Source organism: Vreelandella sulfidaeris Esulfide1, from assembly GCF_054072535.1.
The window spans coordinates 2,939,490-2,956,841 of sequence record NZ_CM133364.1; the positions used below are offsets into that span (position 1 = coordinate 2,939,490).

Annotated in this window: 16 protein-coding genes; 6 read left to right on the forward strand and 10 right to left on the reverse strand. The window is 48.7% G+C overall.

Annotated features, from left to right (window positions below; translation table 11 throughout):
* Window positions 1-12: 12 nt before the first annotated feature.
* The 3 genes from astA to ACW44H_RS13770 are packed head-to-tail and all read right to left on the reverse strand — an operon-like array spanning window position 13 to window position 3,361.
* Window positions 13-1,044, reverse strand: a complete 1,032-nt coding sequence (gene astA / locus ACW44H_RS13760; protein WP_113269899.1) for an arginine N-succinyltransferase — start codon at window positions 1,042-1,044, stop codon at window positions 13-15.
* Window positions 1,044-2,108 carry an arginine N-succinyltransferase gene (locus ACW44H_RS13765; RefSeq protein WP_113270071.1) on the reverse strand — a complete coding sequence of 355 codons (1,065 nt, stop codon included), beginning with the start codon at window positions 2,106-2,108 and terminating at the stop codon, window positions 1,044-1,046. The genes astA and ACW44H_RS13765 overlap by 1 nt, the downstream gene beginning before the upstream one ends.
* 38 nt (window positions 2,109-2,146) lie before the next feature.
* Window positions 2,147-3,361, reverse strand: a complete 1,215-nt coding sequence (locus ACW44H_RS13770) for an aspartate aminotransferase family protein (protein WP_457505082.1) — start codon at window positions 3,359-3,361, stop codon at window positions 2,147-2,149.
* Between the two features lie 226 nt (window positions 3,362-3,587).
* On the opposite strand from ACW44H_RS13770, the gene ACW44H_RS13775 reads away from it, so the two are divergent.
* Window positions 3,588-4,382 carry an SDR family NAD(P)-dependent oxidoreductase gene (locus ACW44H_RS13775; RefSeq protein WP_457505083.1) on the forward strand — a complete coding sequence of 265 codons (795 nt, stop codon included), beginning with the start codon at window positions 3,588-3,590 and terminating at the stop codon, window positions 4,380-4,382.
* Here the strand turns inward: ACW44H_RS13775 and ACW44H_RS13780 are convergent.
* From ACW44H_RS13780 to fabV, 5 genes are all read right to left on the reverse strand, one after another.
* Window positions 4,374-5,351, reverse strand: a complete 978-nt coding sequence (locus ACW44H_RS13780; RefSeq protein WP_457509036.1) for a GlxA family transcriptional regulator — start codon at window positions 5,349-5,351, stop codon at window positions 4,374-4,376. The genes ACW44H_RS13775 and ACW44H_RS13780 overlap by 9 nt on opposite strands.
* Before the next feature lie 216 nt (window positions 5,352-5,567).
* Entirely contained in the window at window positions 5,568-6,332 is a 765-nt protein-coding gene (locus ACW44H_RS13785; RefSeq protein ID WP_457505084.1) for a PRC-barrel domain-containing protein, read from the reverse strand.
* A gap of 281 nt (window positions 6,333-6,613) precedes the next feature.
* Complete coding sequence (locus tag ACW44H_RS13790) at window positions 6,614-6,865, reverse strand: hypothetical protein (RefSeq protein WP_457505085.1); 252 nt, start codon at window positions 6,863-6,865, stop codon at window positions 6,614-6,616.
* Between the two features lie 227 nt (window positions 6,866-7,092).
* Window positions 7,093-7,308, reverse strand: coding sequence for a hypothetical protein (locus tag ACW44H_RS13795; RefSeq protein ID WP_457505086.1), 216 nt, complete (start codon window positions 7,306-7,308; stop codon window positions 7,093-7,095).
* 56 nt (window positions 7,309-7,364) lie between these two features.
* Complete coding sequence (gene fabV / locus ACW44H_RS13800) at window positions 7,365-8,576, reverse strand: enoyl-ACP reductase FabV (RefSeq protein WP_457505087.1); 1,212 nt, start codon at window positions 8,574-8,576, stop codon at window positions 7,365-7,367.
* Between the two features lie 237 nt (window positions 8,577-8,813).
* On the opposite strand from fabV, the gene ACW44H_RS13805 reads away from it, so the two are divergent.
* A complete protein-coding gene (locus ACW44H_RS13805) occupies window positions 8,814-9,200 on the forward strand; it encodes a DUF7079 family protein (RefSeq protein ID WP_457509038.1) in 387 nt (128 codons plus the stop codon).
* Between the two features lie 19 nt (window positions 9,201-9,219).
* Here ACW44H_RS13805 and ACW44H_RS13810 read toward each other — a convergent pair whose 3' ends face one another.
* Together ACW44H_RS13810 and ACW44H_RS13815 are read right to left on the reverse strand one after the other, a co-directional pair.
* On the reverse strand, window positions 9,220-9,711 hold the full coding sequence (locus tag ACW44H_RS13810) for a glutathione peroxidase (RefSeq protein WP_113270068.1): 492 nt from the start codon (window positions 9,709-9,711) through the stop codon (window positions 9,220-9,222).
* Between the two features lie 1,405 nt (window positions 9,712-11,116).
* On the reverse strand, window positions 11,117-11,497 hold the full coding sequence (locus ACW44H_RS13815; RefSeq protein WP_457505089.1) for a helix-turn-helix domain-containing protein: 381 nt from the start codon (window positions 11,495-11,497) through the stop codon (window positions 11,117-11,119).
* Window positions 11,498-11,993: 496 nt separating this feature from the next.
* On the opposite strand from ACW44H_RS13815, the gene ACW44H_RS13820 reads away from it, so the two are divergent.
* The 4 genes from ACW44H_RS13820 (at window position 11,994) to ACW44H_RS13835 (ending at window position 17,298) form a co-directional block, all read left to right on the forward strand.
* Window positions 11,994-12,533, forward strand: a complete 540-nt coding sequence (locus tag ACW44H_RS13820) for a rolling circle replication-associated protein (protein WP_457505090.1) — start codon at window positions 11,994-11,996, stop codon at window positions 12,531-12,533.
* 518 nt (window positions 12,534-13,051) lie between these two features.
* Window positions 13,052-14,788, forward strand: a complete 1,737-nt coding sequence (locus ACW44H_RS13825) for a hypothetical protein (protein WP_457505091.1) — start codon at window positions 13,052-13,054, stop codon at window positions 14,786-14,788.
* Window positions 14,789-14,866: 78 nt separating this feature from the next.
* Window positions 14,867-16,054, forward strand: a complete 1,188-nt coding sequence (locus ACW44H_RS13830; protein ID WP_457505092.1) for an AAA family ATPase — start codon at window positions 14,867-14,869, stop codon at window positions 16,052-16,054.
* Window positions 16,051-17,298: a vWA domain-containing protein gene (locus ACW44H_RS13835; RefSeq protein ID WP_457505093.1), complete on the forward strand. Its 1,248-nt coding sequence runs from the start codon at window positions 16,051-16,053 to the stop codon at window positions 17,296-17,298. Before ACW44H_RS13830 ends, ACW44H_RS13835 begins: the two co-directional genes overlap by 4 nt.
* The last annotated feature ends 54 nt before the right edge of the window (window positions 17,299-17,352 follow it).

Genomic DNA, 17,352 nt, shown 5'->3' on the forward strand with positions numbered 1-17,352 from the left:
TGTAAACGTCGCCTAGGTGTCGAGTAGCCGCAGATAATCGCCGGTAGTGACATTCAAGCGCTGCGCTTCGGCGTTGCTAAGCACAATGGTATTGTCATCAGTGGGGGCACGGCCTATCCAACTGGCGGTAAAGCTGAGCATATCAGTGGTGGCGGCCAACCAACGGCTAACGCTCTCCTCGCTGGCAGCGGCGGATACTTCAACCTGGCAGAGCCGTGAATTACGGATAGCGCGCACATCGTCAATGTAGGCTTCCACCGTGGGTCCGCCATCGAAAATATCGATATAGCCTTCCCAGCGCAGCCCTTCTTTCTTAAGCATTTCCAAGGCAGGGCGAGTATGGCGATGCACCTGACCAATGCAGGCGCGCGCCTCTTCAGCCATAAACGTAGTGTAGATGGGGAACTTGGGCATTAACTCGCCGATAAAGCTCTTCTGCCCCAGCCCGGTTAACCGGTCGGCTTCATTGAAATCCATGGGAAAGAAGTGCTTGCCCAGGCTCTCCCAGAAAGGGCTCGTATTACTTTCGTCGAACACTCCGCGCATTTCGGCCAATACTTTGTCGGGGAAACGGTCACGAAACTGGGCGATAAACAGCCAGCGCGCTTTGGAGAGCAGCGCGCCGTTGCGCAAATGGCGATTGGCCTCACCGCGATACTCTGGGCGCAAAAACAGCGAGCACACTTCGGCGTCACCGGTGTGGTCGGAGCTTAAAAACAGCGTGTCGATGGTGCGGTGAAGATCCAGTTGGATGGAGGAGTGTGCCAAAGTGCCCAGTCGATAGTTATAAAATGGCACTTCGCGCCCTACCTGGCCTTCAATGGCACAGCAACCGGCAAGCTCACCGCTGACTTCATCTTCCAATACAAAGAAGTAGAGCCGGTCATCCACCGGGGTGCGCTCTTCAAAGGCGCTGGCGGCAGCCTCAATCTTGCCAGCCAGAAACTCGCGATTATCGGGCAGCGAGGTGAACCCAACCCCGGCCTGCTGCGCAAGCGCCTGAAGCCCATCCAAATCATCGCGGGCAATGGGTCGAATGCGCATTACATTTCTCCTTCATCGAGCGCGTCCACCGCGGTCGGTAACGTTAACGGCGCAGCCAGCACCGCTCGCCCTTCCGAAACGCCCAGCCGCTCGGCGTGCTCCGCTGACAGCATCAGCTGGCCTGTGGGCGACAACGCGTAGCGCGCGACAATACAGCGGAAATCGTCCAATTTTTGGTTGGCAATCATCGCCGGCTCAGCGTCGGGCAAAGCGTGCTCAGGACGAATACGCACCGGATGCCAAGCCGCCCGGCGGAAGGTTTCCAGCCGGTCACGCTCAGCTTTGACGATCGGCCCGGCGTCGAAAATATCCACATGGCGCGAACGCACAAAGCCTTCCGCCAACATTTCTTCCAGCGCCTCTTCATGGGCGGGGTGTTCACGGCCAATCGCTGCCCTCGCTTGGGGCGTCAACAGCGGCAGGTAGAGCGGAAACTGCGGCATAACTTCGGCGATAAAACTTTTCGAGCGCACGCCTGCAATGTGGTTGATGTCTTGGAAGCTGCGGGCGAAAAAGTGTCTGCCGACGCTCTCCCAAAACGGCGATTCACCGCGAGTATCCAAATAGCCAGGGAACGCGACCGCCAGGATGCGCGAAAAGCGCTCCGGATACTGGGCAATAAACATCAAACGCGCACGACGCAGCAGGTTCTCGGCACTGGTGCCCTTGTAGCGGGGGTTGAGCGAAAAAGCGCACAGCAGTGTGGCGTCCGACACTTCGTGGGAAAGCGCCAGCGTCTGAACTTCACGACGCACATTCAACTGCTGTGAAGCGTGAATCAGCGTTTCCTGGCGGTAGGTGTAGTAAGCCTCGTTGGCACCGGCCTGGGCACGTATAGTGGCCGTCCCTAACACTTCATCGCGGCTATCGTCAGCGAGCACAAAAGTGTAGTGCTCGTTTTCAGGAAACTCGACCTCGCCATTGAAAGCGTCCTGGGAGCGCGTAATGCGCTCCTGAAGCCGCTCGCGATTAGCCGGCAAATTGGTGAGCTTAGGCACTGCATGCTCAGCTAATTGCTCTAGCGCGTTGAGATCAGTCTCTCTAACGGGTCGAACTACCAACATCGGCGGCGCCCCCTCTATTAATGCAGCACGTTGCTCATTCATGCTTGAGTAACTAACCGCTCGATCGCGCGCTCTAGACGGGCCATGCCCTCGGCGATATCCGCTTCGGGGATCACCAGCGAAGGCGCCATACGCAGCACATTAGGACCAGCAATCAATGCCATCAAGCCTTCTTCAATAGCAAGCGGCAGAATATCTTTGGCGCGGCCCTCGTAGGCATCGGACATCTGAGCGCCTATCAGCAGTCCCATACCGCGGATTTCTTTAAACACGCCGTGCTTGCGATTAATCGTCTCCAGGTGTTCGCGGAACAGGTCGTGGCGCTTTTTCACCCCTTCCAGCACGTCAGGGGTATCGATAAACTCGACGGCCGCTAGTGCCACTGCCGACGCCAGCGCATTGCCGCCATAGGTAGAGCCGTGAGTGCCGACGACCAACGACTTAGCAACCGTATCGGTGGCCAGCATGGCGCCAATAGGGAAACCACCGCCCAGCGACTTGGCGCTGGTCAGAATATCCGGCGTAATGCCGTAGTTCTTGTAAGCGTAGAGTTCACCGCTACGACCAACGCCGGTCTGCACCTCGTCAAAAATCAACAGCGCGTTATGTTCGTCACACAGATCGCGCAGGCCCTGGAGAAATTCTTGTGTCGCGGGCACGATGCCGCCTTCGCCCTGCATGGGCTCGACCATGATTGCGCAAGTGTCGTCGCCTATTAGCGCGCGCACACTTTCCAGGTCGTTGTAGTTGGCGTGCTGAATACCGCCCGGCACCGGCCCAAAGCCCTGAGAGTACTTCGGCTGACCACCGACACTCACGGTGAAAAAGGTGCGGCCGTGAAAGGATTGGTAAAACGAGATGATCTTATCTTTCTGTTCGCCATGATTATCCACCGCCCAACGGCGAGCAAGCTTTAGCGCTGCTTCATTGGCTTCACCGCCGGAGGAGCACAAAAACACCTTATCAGCAAAGGTACGTTCAACCAGCGTCTTGGCCAGATTAAGCGCTGGCTCGTTGGTAAATACGTTAGACAAGTGCCACAGCTTTTCGCCTTGCTCTTTTAGTGCATTCACGAGCACCGGATGACAGTGACCCAAGGAGTTAACAGCAATACCCCCGGCAAAATCGATATATTCACGGCCCTGTTGATCCCACAAGCGGCTACCTTCGCCGCGCACGGGAATAACCTGCTGCGGGGAATAGTTAGGCGTCATGTAGTGGTCGTAATCTTGACGGCTTGGGGTATGGCTCATGGCACGCTATCTCCAGTGGAGGAAGGGAATGAAAACAGTATAAGACGCCAACGTGGTCAACTGCTTTCAGCAATGAGACGGCAAATTATGAATAGCGGCGCTTGTGCCGCCGTGCTAATGCCTTGAAGAACGCTATAAGCACCCCATAGTTATTAGCAAGCGATAACGTCATGCTTGCATAGAGAATCGTGAGGCGCTGACACTTAGGAAGAGAGGAGTACAACGTATGCAGATTAATCTAAGCGGCAAACGCGCCATTATCACCGGTTCTACCGCAGGGATCGGTTTTGCAATTGCACAAGGGCTCGCCAATGCTGGCGCTGATGTGGTCGTGACCGGACGCACCCAGGAGCGAGTTGACAAGGCCATTGCCACGATTAAGCAAGAGGCTCCCAACGTCAACGTAGAAGGCGTAGCAGTTGATCTCGGCACCGCTGAGGGTTGCCAAACACTGATTGAGCAGCAACCTAATGCGGATATCTTGATCAATAACGTCGGCATTTTTGGTCCTCAAGACTTTTTCGAGGTCGACGACGCCACATGGCAGCAGTTTTTTGATATTAACATCATGAGTGCGGTGCGCCTTTCGCGCCACTACGCACAAGGAATGCGTGAGCGCGATTGGGGCCGGATTCAGTTTATCTCCAGCGAATCGGGGATTAATATCCCCACCGAGATGGTGCACTACGGCATGACCAAATCGGCGCTGCTGTCTGTATCACGCGGGCTGGCCAAAGCACTTAGCGGCACCCAGGTGACCGTTAATGCTATTTTGCCAGGGCCGACGCGCTCTGAAGGGGTGCTGAGTATGATTGGTGAAATGGCGGAAAAAGAAGGTATTTCACAGCAGGAGATGGAAGCACGTTTCGTCAAAGAGAACCGCCCTTCCTCTATCATCCAGCGTTTAGCCACACCTGAAGAAGTGGCCAGCATGAGTGTGTATGCTGCCTCTCCCCAAGCCAGCGCGACAACGGGCGCGGCATTGCGTGTAGAAGGCGGTATTGTCGATACCCTAACTTAAGCGCTCTTCTCTTGGTGTCATACCAAAGTGGTTACGGTAGGCGGTAGAAAAGTGCGCGCCAGAAGAAAAGCCTGTTGTAAAAGCAATTTCGCCTACCGGCCGGTCGCTGTCCCGTAACTGCTTGCGGGCTTCCTGTAAGCGTAAATCAAGATAGTAGCGGCTTGGCACTGCCTGTAGGTATTTCTTGAATAGTCGCTCTAACTGACGCCGGGAAATCCCTAGGTGCTCGGCCAGCTCCAGCGTCGAGAGCGGCTCCTCGATATTCGCCTCCATTAATGTGACAGCATCCACCAAGCTTTGCGGGGCATGGCCTAAGCGGGTACGCAGGGGCACATGCTGACGTTCGTCCGCTAGGCGAATGCGATCACACACAAACTGCTCAGACACCTGCTCCGCCAAGCGTGCACCATGGTGCTGCCCAATTAACGTGAGCATTAGATCCATCGCAGCGGTACCGCCTGCACAGGTCAGCCTGTCACGATCGATTTCAAACAGCTGCTGAGAAAGCGTTACTTGCGGATAGGCCTGGGTAAAGGCCTCAAATCGCTGCCACGGCAGCGTGGCACGGTAGCCCTCCAGCAAGCCACAGCGCGCCAATACTTCCGTGCCCCCTGCCAAACCGCCCAACGCCACACCACGCCCCTGATGCCCTCTCAGCCATTCGTTTAACTTCGCTGGAAGCGTGTAAGGCAGTGGCGTAGGGGCGCATATTAATAACAGATCAAGCGGGCCTAGCGCAGTGCTTAGCGCATGCTGAGCAATCAATGAAAGCTGCGCGCCGCTGCGTACCGGTTCCTCGTTCAAACTTAACGTCACGGTGTGATAAAGCATCTGCCCGCTCAACTGATTCGCCATTTGAAGCGGTTCCAGTGCGCTAGCGTGGGTTAGTAAAGAAAAACCCGGCAACAGCAAAAACGCTACCCGCCGACGGGGTTTCGCTGCTTTTGATACTAAGTGGTTGGGCTGCATAATTACTGAAAGAACTGCATGAAAAACCGCCATCGGCTTAGGTAAACGCCCATCTTACCCAATTGCGCGAATGAAGGCAGCGCTTGTTACCCATACATAAAAAAAGACGTCGCAGCGTTAATAGCGTTAGCGCACAAACACCAAAAAGGGCAAGGCGCATCCGCCTTGCCCTTCACATCAAACACTCAAGAACGGCTAAATCAAACAGCAGTTCTGTTACTGTTGCTGCGCTTCAGAGAGCGTCATGTTGCCATCCACTTCGCTGTACTCATCTTCTTGGTAATCGTTAGACGAATCTTCGATTTCATCTTCACCATAGCTTGTGTTGACCACGAGCTGATCGTTGTCAAACTGCATATTGTTTAAAGGCAAGGCAATGTCTGTTGCGCCAAATCCCCAAATACCACCTACCGAAACGATAGCAAACAAATCACCAGATTCATCATGCTTAGCGATATGCTGAACATCACCGATCTCTTCATCTTCCTGATTCATCACTGTCATCCCTTCCAGGTCGCTGACCTGATGTGACATCAGCGAATTTTCCTGGTTGTTTTGATCAGTCTGGTTATCTTGTTCAGCCTGGTCGAGTTGCTGGCGTTCTTGATCCTGCGCGTCCTCATCCTGATTGATGTCGACTTCAGCATCTTCTGCTTCCTCAACGGTCACATCCGGTTCACCGGTTTGCTCAACAGTAACATCAGGCTCAGCCTCTTCCACGGTGACATCCGGTTCGGGCTGAGTAATAGTTACTTCAGGTTGGGCTTGATCGACCGTAATATCGGGAGACTCTTGTTCTACGTCGATTTCAGCAGGCTCTTGATCGACGGTAATATCCCTGGTTTCGTCGTTATTGCCCTGATCTTGTGTCATTTGATTATTGTGATCAGTGTCACTCTGGTTCTCTTCTTGCGCCAGAACGCCGCCTGACAAACCTGCACATATTGCACCAATGGCAATCGCTAATGCTGTCCGTTTCATACAAACTCTCCTTTTTTGGCTTACGCATAAAAGCTAGTACACCTAGGCGCCCTAAAGCAAAGCCAAAACAGAGACCTATCAAAAGATTAATAAATATTAAAAATATTCACACTTACCAATCCCAACTATTAATAATGCAATTAAAGCAACTACTTAGCCTCTATAACAACCGTGTTTACTATTTAGGTATAAGGAAAATACTAAAGCCTATTCAGCTAAGCATGATATCAAGGCTTCTTTCGTATTATTGAGTCTGCTTGGTCAAGATTACCATGCGTTGATCAAAGGAAACGTTTGCCCCCTTGAGGGTCTGACGCATCATAATCCTGGGTATCATCAGGGTCTGAGCCACGTTCCTGGGACGTTTGGGCTTCAAAGCGGCGGGCAGCTTCAATTGCTTGAGGTTCGCTTTCATGTTGAGATATTTCCTGAGGCGCGTCAGGAACAGTAACATCGATAACTCTCCACCCCGAAATAATAAGCTTATTTTCTCGCTTTTTACTTATTGGCTCAACGCGTGCGACCCGTGTCATACTTCCTCCTACTGTCTCCTGCTATGAAAGCGTATACCCTTTATATAACACTAATAAATAGCAGAACCCTTGTATTCTTACGAGCTCATACGTTCAATTTAACAACGATTGATATTTGCAGACATCTTTCTCACATTTAGAAGCAAGCGTATTTTTCTAAATAAGATTGCCTATAAAAAATTGCCGGGCTTAAGGCCCGGCAATTGATAAATAACGTATTACGATCGTTAGTTGCCTCGATTAATAATGCCCAACACGATAAAGCTCACCACAATCACGCCGAGAATCAAGATGACCAATGGGAGCAATTTATACATCTTGCTGGGTGATTTTTTGGCTTCGGGCTGAAGATGCGGCTTGGACGTTTCAAAATCCTCAGGCACCCGTTCACCTATGATGTGCTCTTTCTGTTCTTCCGGAGTTTTGCTCTCCTTAGTATCCATAAATACCTCCCGCGTTCCGGTCGAATAAAGGCGGTGCTAACCGCCTTGTGAGTAAATTAAAGATTCACGACATCAAACTTAACCTCTGGATTGACGTCGGCATCGTAATCAACATCGTCACGCTCAAACCCAAACAGTTTCAAGAATTCATGCTTATAACCAGCATAGTCGGTAATTTCGAATAAGTTATCGGTTGTCACTTCTGGCCATAGATCCTGGCACGCCTGTTGAACGTCGTCGCGTAGCTCCCAGTCATCTAAACGCAGGCGCCCGGCTTCATCAGTCGCTAATTCGCCCCGCTTTCCTTGGGCTGAGTAAAGCTGCTCACCAAACAGCCGATTCAACTGATCAATGGTGCCTTCATGCAGGCCCTGCTCTTTCATGATGCGATAAACCATGGCGATATACAGCGGCATCACTGGGATTGCCGCGCTTGCCTGGGTAACGACTGATTTCAGTACTGCCACGTTGGCACCGCCGCCGCTGGCTTTTAATTTGCTGTCGATAGCCGCCGCCGCGCGGTCCAGGTCTTCCTTGGCCTTACCCAGTGCACCGTGCCAATAGATTGGCCATGTGATTTCGGTACCGATATAGCTAAACGCGACGCTGCGCGCACCTTTTGCCAGCACGCCCGCTTGGTCGAGCGCTTCCATCCACAGCTCCCAATCCTCGCCCCCCATAACGGTAATGGTGTCGTCGATCTCTTGCTGTGTGGCAGGCTCAACTTCTGCTTCGATAATCGCGTCTTTATTAGTATCGATAGCGGTGGCGCGGTAGGTTTCGCCAATCGGCTTCAGGCTGGAGCGCTTTAGTTCGCCACTGTCAGGCAGTTTGCGCACTGGTGATGCCAGCGAGTAGACCACTAGATCGATCTCGCCCATGTCTTGCTTAATGAGCTCAATGGCTTTTTCACGCGCTTCATGGGAGAACGCATCGCCGTTAATCGACTTGCTATAAAGCCCCTCTTGCTTGGCAAACTTATCGAAGGCAGCGCTGTTATACCAACCGGCAGTGCCGGGCTTTTTATCGGTGGCAGGCTTTTCAAAGAACACGCCCAGAGTGTCGGCACCGTAGCCAAATGCCGCGGCAATTCGCGCAGCCAAGCCATAACCACTCGACGCCCCAATCACGAGCACTTTTTTTGGGCCAGCTTGTTTATCCAAACCGCGAGCTCGGGTCGCTTCAATCTGCTCACGCACGTTTTGTTCGCAGCCGACAGGATGAGTGGTGGTACAAATAAAGCCGCGCACTTTGGGTTTAATAATCACATCGAACCTCGTTATCAGATTGATTTTGCTTTTGACATCATAACCAGTGATATCGTCTTGCCATAGCAGCGTCGTATTCAGTGGGGCTATTCTAGCTGTCTCGGTGCGCCATGTCCGCTCTTGCGCCACGCCCGCTCTTCGCTTTTGCCCATCCATGAGCGATTACCTGACCTTGAGCTTCAGGGGCTTTCGCGTCACGATAGCGATTTAAGCACCGACTTCACATTTGAGGCGTCCATGAATGCACAGCAGCTAGTAGATGAACGCGGCGATCTGTGGCTAGCGCTAGCACCGCTGTGGCTCGATCGTGAACCCAGCGAGCGGGATTACACACGTATGGTCGAGGTCGTGCAGCGCTACGATATGACCCTCCATGAGCTAGAGTGGATGTTTCGCCTTGAAATGGCCCCGGTGATGTCGCGCTATCAACTTTCGATTGCTAACGAGTGGCGGCAATTTAATGATCGGAAGCTGATGCAGCAGTTGGTCAATCACAACCTGCGTTTAAAAGGCTGGCGACGCAAAGCCTGGGCACTGTTTTCTGGCTTAACCACGATGATGGTTCGCCATCGCTGGAACGCGCTAATGAGCCGTGTTGCCGTCACACGTGGGGAACAGGTTTAGGGCGTTCTACAGACTAACGTTATGGATAGGCTTGATCTAAGGCTTTTTCCAACGCCATGCGCAGTGGGCGACCATGGTCGCGAGGCCCAAACCGGGCAATGACCTTGCCATCACGGCCCACTAAAAACTTGGTGAAATTCCACTTAATGAGTTGCGTGCCCAGCAGGCCAGGCGCTTCACGTTTGAGTAATACAAACAGTGAATGGGCATCTCTGCCATTGACGTTCACTTTCTCCAATAGCGGGAAACTCACCCCAAATTGCTGCTCGCCAAATTGACAGAAGTCTTTAGCACTTTCTGGAGACTGGCGGCCAAACTGATTACACGGAAAACCGAGCACAGTGAAACCACGATCCCTGTAGCGCTGATAAAGCGCTTCTAACTCGCTTAGTTGAGGGGTAAAACCGCACTGGCTGGCAACATTCACCACCAGCAGCACTTGGCCACGCAGTACGCGCAGGTTAAACGGCAGTCCTTGGTGGGTATAACAATCTTGGTCGTAAATTTGCATAAAACCATCAACCCCTTGAAGCGTATGGATTTTTAAGACATTTTGTAAGTTACGAACCCCATCCCATACCCCATTTTTAAAACTAAGAAGAATACCCTGCGCATAGGTCACTACTTGAAGGTGCATGATAATTCTGACGTATAGATACACCATACAACACTCATTGATGCTATGAAATTCGCAAAATTCGAATGCATAGCTGATGTGTTCTCTGCCGTGCGAACGTCAGCTTTTTTCTTATACGCGCCATTTCATTGCCTGCATCACACACCGCGCTCTGAATAGAACCTGAATTGCATCCATTTCCTTCCCTGTGACTCGTTTTAAAACCATTTAAGATGCTTACCTATACCTACCTACCGGGTGCTTTCGATAAGCTTTAAATTGGCACCTGTGGTTTATACAACGCATTCCCATATTTCACATTCATTATGTATCGCTTGGTTAGGTAGCAATAACTCCCGTACGCAACCCTCTCATACTTATTGGTCATATGTAGCTATTTAGTAACAACCATAATTATAAAATTTAATTAGTTAATTATTAATATGAGTTTACAAGCTTCATCTATTAAACCAAAAAATAAAATCGTCATGTAGCAACAGCTAATGCTTGAATTAATAAAATATGTATATGTGTACTTAGTTACAACAGACCATATGCACATTCATAGCTATCCCCGATTCATGTATAAAGAACTGAATTTGTGTTACGACCAGAGGGAGTCACGCGAATTCCCTAGACAACGATGCGTAGCGAGTTGGATAGCATTACAATTACTAGATGGTTATATCTATTGCGAATGCCGTGTATGCCCTTCGGCCATATCACGTGCAATCATCAATACTCATTAGCGGGTATACACCAACCCACCCGTAATTCGTATTAATAATTGCATTTCTTCATTGCTTGGGTATTCATTAACTTGGCCTTTTCTTTTATATCAATGACTTAAAATATTAAAGTGTAACATTTAAGTCTATAATACTCTTATAGGGTATAACGTTACGTTTTGTGTTACATAATTGGTATGTGGCAACGGAAATTAAGGCATATGCTACGATTTAATGGGATTTATCGAGCACCCACTAGGCAGATACCCATAAACGCATAAAACGCCTCATTGGGGCTATGTGCAGAATCCAAATAGCTATAAAATTATCACGTAATCCAAGTCATACATTCAATTAATTAATTACTGAGACCATCGTCGCTTTACTAACAGCAAGAAAACTGTACCCACAACGAACTTGCTAGTAATTTTTTGATTGTATTTCTTTAGCTCTGTCAGTGTGTACATTTTGGAAACATATTATTTTATTTTGTACTATATAATTACTATGAAAGAAAAAAGTATAACTACTGCTTTAATAATCGATTTTTATGCATCAGCATGTCTAAACAATTATTTCTTAAGGATTGAGCTTACAGTACCGTGGTGTAGTTTTCTTCCTACTTCTTCTTCAATATTTTTTGCTATCTCACGATAGCTTTTATCAGGAAACTCCTCCGCGTACTTTATTACTATTTCTTCTTGTTGAGCAGTAAGCTTGTTAGGTGCATAACGTTTATCTTCTAGCAGGCTGTAGATTTCATCTAATGGCTTGCTCACATTTTTACTAATGATCGCCTTCCACTTTCGATACTGATGCGTAGAGATATCAACTTTTTTACATGCTTGAACCTGGGTAATTCTGTTGCCCTTCTTTCGCCATTTCCCTTGGTATTTTATTTGCCTATCCACAGCTTTAACTGCTTCGTAGCGATCTTTTCCTGTGATGGTCATAGGTCCTCTAGCATTCACTAATAGCCTAATTTTCAAGCTGGATAAGCCAATTTACACATTATCCATATTTTGGCTAATAAATACTACCATCACACTGCTTTCAGGCTGATCTTCTTACCCTCCACAAACACTAAACAGGAGCATGATTGAAAGAGATTTTCAAGCTGTTAGCAAGAATGTACGTGGGTGAAATAAATATTGTTTCTTATAGATGAAATGCAAACTTAACACATAAGGTGACTTTTGCAAATGCTGTATGGAACTTGGAGTAGATGTTCTTTTTAAAGAATGTCTTGTTGGTTCCTTTTGTCTGAATTTAACAAAAAGCACAAAGCACATGACAACAAAATATACAAATAATTGTTAACCTTAGATCAACTGAACAATATATAAAACTCAGCATGATTAATAAACCAACTCATCAAATGGTGGTTAATAATAACACTAAATCATACAAACACATGTTCACTGAACGAACATTACATCGGAGATGACTATGAATAATTTAGAAAAGACAAAAGAGTTAAACTATATGAATGAAACACAGGTGAAAGATTTTAGACAAAATACAATATCACTAATTCATTCCAATGAATGGTTTTATTTTTTCACTCTGACATTTAAACACCAAGTAAAATGCCGCATACAAGCCGGTGAAATTGTAGAAAAATTTATCAACGTTTTGAGCTCTATGGCTTTTGGTAGTCGTTCAAAAAAACGAATAAATTGCTTCCCCGTTATTGAGTATCATAAGTCTGGTGTTTTACATGTTCATATTTTGTTAGAAGATGTTGCAAGTCGAATCACAAATGAAAAAAAAGCCCAGGACTTTCATTTGCCTGAAAAAGTACATGAGGCCTGGATGCATTGCAGCTCCAAGACGGCATCACCACTTAAATCCGTTACTGTAGGCAATAGATGGTTTTGCAAGATAGATGATATAGACGGCCTTGCAAACTACATCACAAAAGAAATGGAACAGAAGATAAACCCTGTATTAATCGAACAAATAATTATTAATGGAAGGCGCATATAGCGCCTTTTTATATTTTCATTACAAGCACGACTTAACACCATTTAATTTTATTGGTGTTTTTTGTTCTTTGCTTTATAATAAGGAGCTAATTTCTATCAGCTTTATAAGCTGGTAATTAACATGAGGAGAGTACTATGTCTGATTTCGCAGGGGTCTTCTTTCGCTACGTAACTATTCTCCAGTCAATTCCCTCTTACCCACGTTACATCACAACGCCTGAGCTACTACAGCTTCTTGAGCACCGTGGGATTTATCTTACGCAGCGATCTATTCAGCGTGACTTGTCAGAACGCTTAAGCCTTCATTTTCCTATTATATGTGACGAGTCTACACGACCTTATCGATGGTCTCTGGATTATCAGTATCAAGTCGATTTAACCGTCCCAAGTAACTGGTCAGCTGATTTCAGCAATTCCCGATTCTTATCTAAAGTAGCTGCCTAACACCTATTTTGAGGCCATTTCTTGTCGCACTCACAAGCTATGCTGTTCATTTAAAAAATGAATAGTGAGCTTAATATGAAAGAAACCGATATTCCAACTTGTCATGACAAGCACGTGTTATCGGTTCATGTAGACGTAGATAGCAATGGCGGCGGTGAATTATTCGGATATAGTAGTGTATCTATCGCTATTGCTTCTCCGCAACTTCAGTACCTTGACGTGGTGGGCTGTACTTCATTAGCCCATCTGGATTTATCACAGTGCCAGCCAGACTGTCACATCACTCTTCAAAATTGCCCTTCCTTGCAGTTCATACACGTCCCTAAACATGGCAACGGTGCCGTTCTTCACTTAGATAGTGGACATCACATGCCTTTTTTGAAGGTGGAAGGTTGTGTGGATCATTTTGATGCTTGTTGGGTATCAGGGCAGTGCTCGGTCAAAAGTGTTGGGGCTCCATGGCAAGGTGTATGGATCAGTCACCACCTCACGAACATTTCCCAAACTCCTTTATCACTTGATTCTGAGTGCTGGATCATATTATCCCCCGCAACGCCGCACCTTGTGATTGACGCCCCCCAGGTACGTTTTTGTTACCTCTCAGGTGGTAGTCAGCTTGAGACCTTGTCCATAGTATCCCTTAGCAGCCAACAGTCTCAGATCGAAGCACAGGCATTGCCAGAGCTATGTTCAGTTGATATCCATCCACCCACCACAAGCCTTTATCTGCGTGACTGTCATTCCCTTATGAAACTTTCAGGGGGCGTGACCGATATACATCTATCTCATGTCTCACAACGGGCTGATATCTTACAAATAGAGATGACTAGCGAACGATTGATGCTGTGTCATTCAGACGTTGAAGCGTTGGTCATCAAAGAGCCTACCGAGTTGTCACTGTTGCACTGTCGGCCACTTAACAGAGTATCGTTAGCGCCGATGACAAACATTTATTGCGAAGGCGCGGTACCAGAATCATTAATCGGTGTTGCTACCGTCGTTGTGGATGAGTCGATGGTCAAATCGCTGGTCAGTGCTTATCCACAGCACTCAGACGTCATAATGGTAAAACTGACAAAGTTGATCCCGTCAATGTCGCCGTCAGGGCCTTGCGTCAAGGCGTTACAGCTCCTTCAGAAATTGAGCGAACTGGATGCCCCCCTGGAACAGCTTTGGAAAATTCGCCTTGACCTATCAGCGATGCATCTCGCGTCGCGTACAAAACGTCGACGTGATTCAACTTCTAAGACAGCTATCGCTTTAAGCCATTGGAAGTGGCAATTGCCAGATGATCTATGTCGGGAGGGCTGGCAGTCGGACTACCAGCTATGGGCTAAATGTGCTCCGGTAGTGCCCGAAGCATTTTACTATCGCCATGCCATGGTGAGAGCCTGTGGTAATAAACCTGATGGATTGGCCATGCAGACAGTAGTTTATGCCATGGCGCGGCATTCCAACTTTACTCATACCGATGAGCTCGATCTGTGGTGTGATGTCATGGACGTCATGGCGACCAAAGAGCCGTTAAGTGTTGTTAACTGGGCATTACAGGCGCGAATGTTAACTGCACGCTATGGAATGTATCAACGATTGGATCGTGCTTATTTAGCTGCATGTGAAAACCTTTTGCATCTTAAAGATTTATTAGATGTTCTGGCGAGAATTGGATGTCATCACCCCGAAGTTCGTGCATGCCTCTTAAACATCGCACAACGCCCTTGGTACTGGCGGGAAGAGCGTTGCGATAATGCACGTCAAGCAGATAACTATCGTGCTAAAGCGATAGCCCTGGCGATTTCACGGGCAGACTGACTAAAAATAGCGAAAGCGACAAGTGGCGTCGTGTGAGCTCATTACTCTAAAGGGGTCACACCATTAAAAGGGGACGCTATGTCGCTTGCTACTAGTTTTATCCAAGCTCGTCGTATCATTGAAGTACAGCTACAACAGTTGTGGTCGTCTCCCAATTCTGCCCAACAAATTGCGCCAATTATGCTTTGGGGAGCACCTGGCATTGGCAAAAGCCAACTTGTGCGTGAGCTCTGCCTGCTGCTTGACATTGATTTCATTGATGTTCGTCTTTCTCAGCTAGAGCCAGTGGATTTGCGCGGTATCCCCGTGCCCGACGGCGACAAGGTTAAATGGCTAGTAGCAAGTTCATGGCCTAATGATCCTGCCAGCCGTGGCATCTTGCTGTTTGATGAGCTCTCTGCAGCGGATCGCTCACTGCAGGTGGCAGCCTACGAATTATTGCTGGATCGTCGTCTAGGCGATCTCTACACCCTTCCTGATGGCTGGCTAGTTATGGGCGCCGGTAACCGCGCCGAAGATCGTGCTGTTTCTGTACCCATGTCATCAGCGCTTGCGAATCGTTTGATGCATTTAGAGATCAAAGCCGATATCGAAGCGTGGGGCGATTACGCCGTCTCTAAAGGGCTGCATGCGGATGTGGTGGCATTCTTACGCTTCAAGCCCGAGTACCTGCTAGTCAATGACACCAATCTTCAACGTGGATGGCCATCCCCGCGATCCTGGGAACGGGTGGCCTATTTGCTTAAGGCGGATATCAAGCTTGATGACATTTCCCAACGATTGATGATTGCAGGACTGGTGGGCGAGTCTGCATGTACAGAATTCATAGCTTTTCGGCAGATGAACCATCAACGTTTCGATATTCAGGCGATGTTACGCGGCGAAATTGCCGTCGCGATTCCAGAGCGTATCGATCAGCAGCTAACCTTCTGTTCGTCGGTGGCGAATTATCTATGGAAAGACGACGTCAACCTTCAGGAACAACGCCTATCGGTTTTCTTCGACATCAGTTCACAGCTTTCCTGTGACCTCGCTACGCTGATGCTGATGGATGTGCTACGGGTGAGTGATAACACCAGTGCCGATAACCGTGCTGAGCGCGTGTTTGCACACCCTGATTTTGAGAACTGGCTGAAGCACCATGGCGTACCGATGGAACATATCACCTCAGAGGCCAACCTTGGCTTGCCTGAAGGTCGCTTCGCTACCGCCAGTGCTCGCCATGCTTCCCTGAAACCAGCGAACGAATCAGGGAAGCAATCATGATGAAACCATCAAACATTCTTCCCATCCGTGAACCTACTGCAGAAGAACAGACAACCAAGGTCCAACAACACAATTTATGGCGACAAGAAATTCGCAACTGGCTGATCGCTTATCCATTAACAGCTAAGCTAGTGATGCGGCTAAAACTGGTAATGGTCGTGGATTCCCGAGTGCTGACGGCTTGCACAGATGGGGTCAATGTTTTTATAAATGCACACTTTGCGTCTCAATGCTCATCAGCACTGCGCCGCTTCGTATTGGGACATGAGCTCTATCATGTGCTGCTGGGGCATTTCATTCGCCAATATGGACGTGATCGCCTGTACTGGAATTTAGCTGTTGATGCGGAAGCTAATTACCGATTAATGCTCGATGGCCTATCGATGCCGACGGATGCTGTGTTCTACCCTGCCCAAGCAGGCCGTAATGCTGAGACGATCTACCAGTGGTTGCTAAAACACCCTCGTCCCGACATTGATGCGCCGTTTGATATTCACGGGGAAGAACTGTTTGCACCGGCTACTATGGATGGGGGTAGCAACGTCTTAGTGGTTGATCCAGATTTTGCCCCTCTTCGGGTCGACAATGACATGGCTCGTCTGATTACCCAGCACTGGCAGGAAATAGTGTTGAAAGAGGCACAGCAGACGTCACCAGGATCGATACCCGACGGGATGAATTTGATAGTGAGTAATATCGCTAAGCCACAGGTCAATTGGCGAACGGCCCTTCACGATTTTCTTCTACACCGCAGCGGATGCCAGCTAACCTGGAATCGGCTCAATCGCCGCTATCTTGCACAAGGGCTCTATCTACCAGGTCGACAGGGCAAGGCTTTATCTCTCATGTTGGCCATAGACACCAGTGGCAGCACACAACGTCAATTGCCATTGTTTATCGCTGAGCTGCAAGCCCTACTGACATGTGTCGAATATGTCGAAATACACCTGATCGAGTGTGATGCAGACATCCAACGCGAGCGTATCATTAATCATGTACAGGAGCTGCATGAAATCGGTAGTGATAATGGCGATGGACTTACATTGCGGGGAGGTGGAGGAACCGACTTTCGACCTGTGTTCGAACGAGCCAACGACATCATGTCAGAATGTTTGCTGTTCTTTACCGATGGGTTTGGACGTACGCCAGAGACAGTGCCGAATTTTCCGGTACTCTGGGTTATCACGGAAGACGGCAAGGTACCGGCATCATGGGGACAAGTAGTTCGTCTCGAAGACGAATGAAGCTAATCAATCAATTCGGCAATGAAGCCATTTAAAATTTATTCAGCACCATGA

What these genes read in the sequence shown, in the direction of transcription:
- ACW44H_RS13820 (WP_457505090.1), top strand. Translation starts at nt 11,994, where the DNA reads ATGAATAATTTAGAAAAGACAAAAGAGTTAAACTATATGAATGAAACA.
- ACW44H_RS13815 (WP_457505089.1), bottom strand. Translation starts at nt 11,497, where the DNA reads ATGACCATCACAGGAAAAGATCGCTACGAAGCAGTTAAAGCTGTGGAT.
- ACW44H_RS13830 (WP_457505092.1), top strand. Translation starts at nt 14,867, where the DNA reads ATGTCGCTTGCTACTAGTTTTATCCAAGCTCGTCGTATCATTGAAGTA.
- ACW44H_RS13775 (WP_457505083.1), top strand. Translation starts at nt 3,588, where the DNA reads ATGCAGATTAATCTAAGCGGCAAACGCGCCATTATCACCGGTTCTACC.
- ACW44H_RS13765 (WP_113270071.1), bottom strand. Translation starts at nt 2,108, where the DNA reads ATGTTGGTAGTTCGACCCGTTAGAGAGACTGATCTCAACGCGCTAGAG.
- ACW44H_RS13795 (WP_457505086.1), bottom strand. Translation starts at nt 7,308, where the DNA reads ATGGATACTAAGGAGAGCAAAACTCCGGAAGAACAGAAAGAGCACATC.
- ACW44H_RS13790 (WP_457505085.1), bottom strand. Translation starts at nt 6,865, where the DNA reads ATGACACGGGTCGCACGCGTTGAGCCAATAAGTAAAAAGCGAGAAAAT.
- ACW44H_RS13805 (WP_457509038.1), top strand. Translation starts at nt 8,814, where the DNA reads ATGAATGCACAGCAGCTAGTAGATGAACGCGGCGATCTGTGGCTAGCG.
- ACW44H_RS13785 (WP_457505084.1), bottom strand. Translation starts at nt 6,332, where the DNA reads ATGAAACGGACAGCATTAGCGATTGCCATTGGTGCAATATGTGCAGGT.
- ACW44H_RS13770 (WP_457505082.1), bottom strand. Translation starts at nt 3,361, where the DNA reads ATGAGCCATACCCCAAGCCGTCAAGATTACGACCACTACATGACGCCT.
- ACW44H_RS13835 (WP_457505093.1), top strand. Translation starts at nt 16,051, where the DNA reads ATGATGAAACCATCAAACATTCTTCCCATCCGTGAACCTACTGCAGAA.
- ACW44H_RS13825 (WP_457505091.1), top strand. Translation starts at nt 13,052, where the DNA reads ATGAAAGAAACCGATATTCCAACTTGTCATGACAAGCACGTGTTATCG.
- ACW44H_RS13810 (WP_113270068.1), bottom strand. Translation starts at nt 9,711, where the DNA reads ATGCAAATTTACGACCAAGATTGTTATACCCACCAAGGACTGCCGTTT.
- astA (WP_113269899.1), bottom strand. Translation starts at nt 1,044, where the DNA reads ATGCGCATTCGACCCATTGCCCGCGATGATTTGGATGGGCTTCAGGCG.
- ACW44H_RS13780 (WP_457509036.1), bottom strand. Translation starts at nt 5,351, where the DNA reads ATGCAGCCCAACCACTTAGTATCAAAAGCAGCGAAACCCCGTCGGCGG.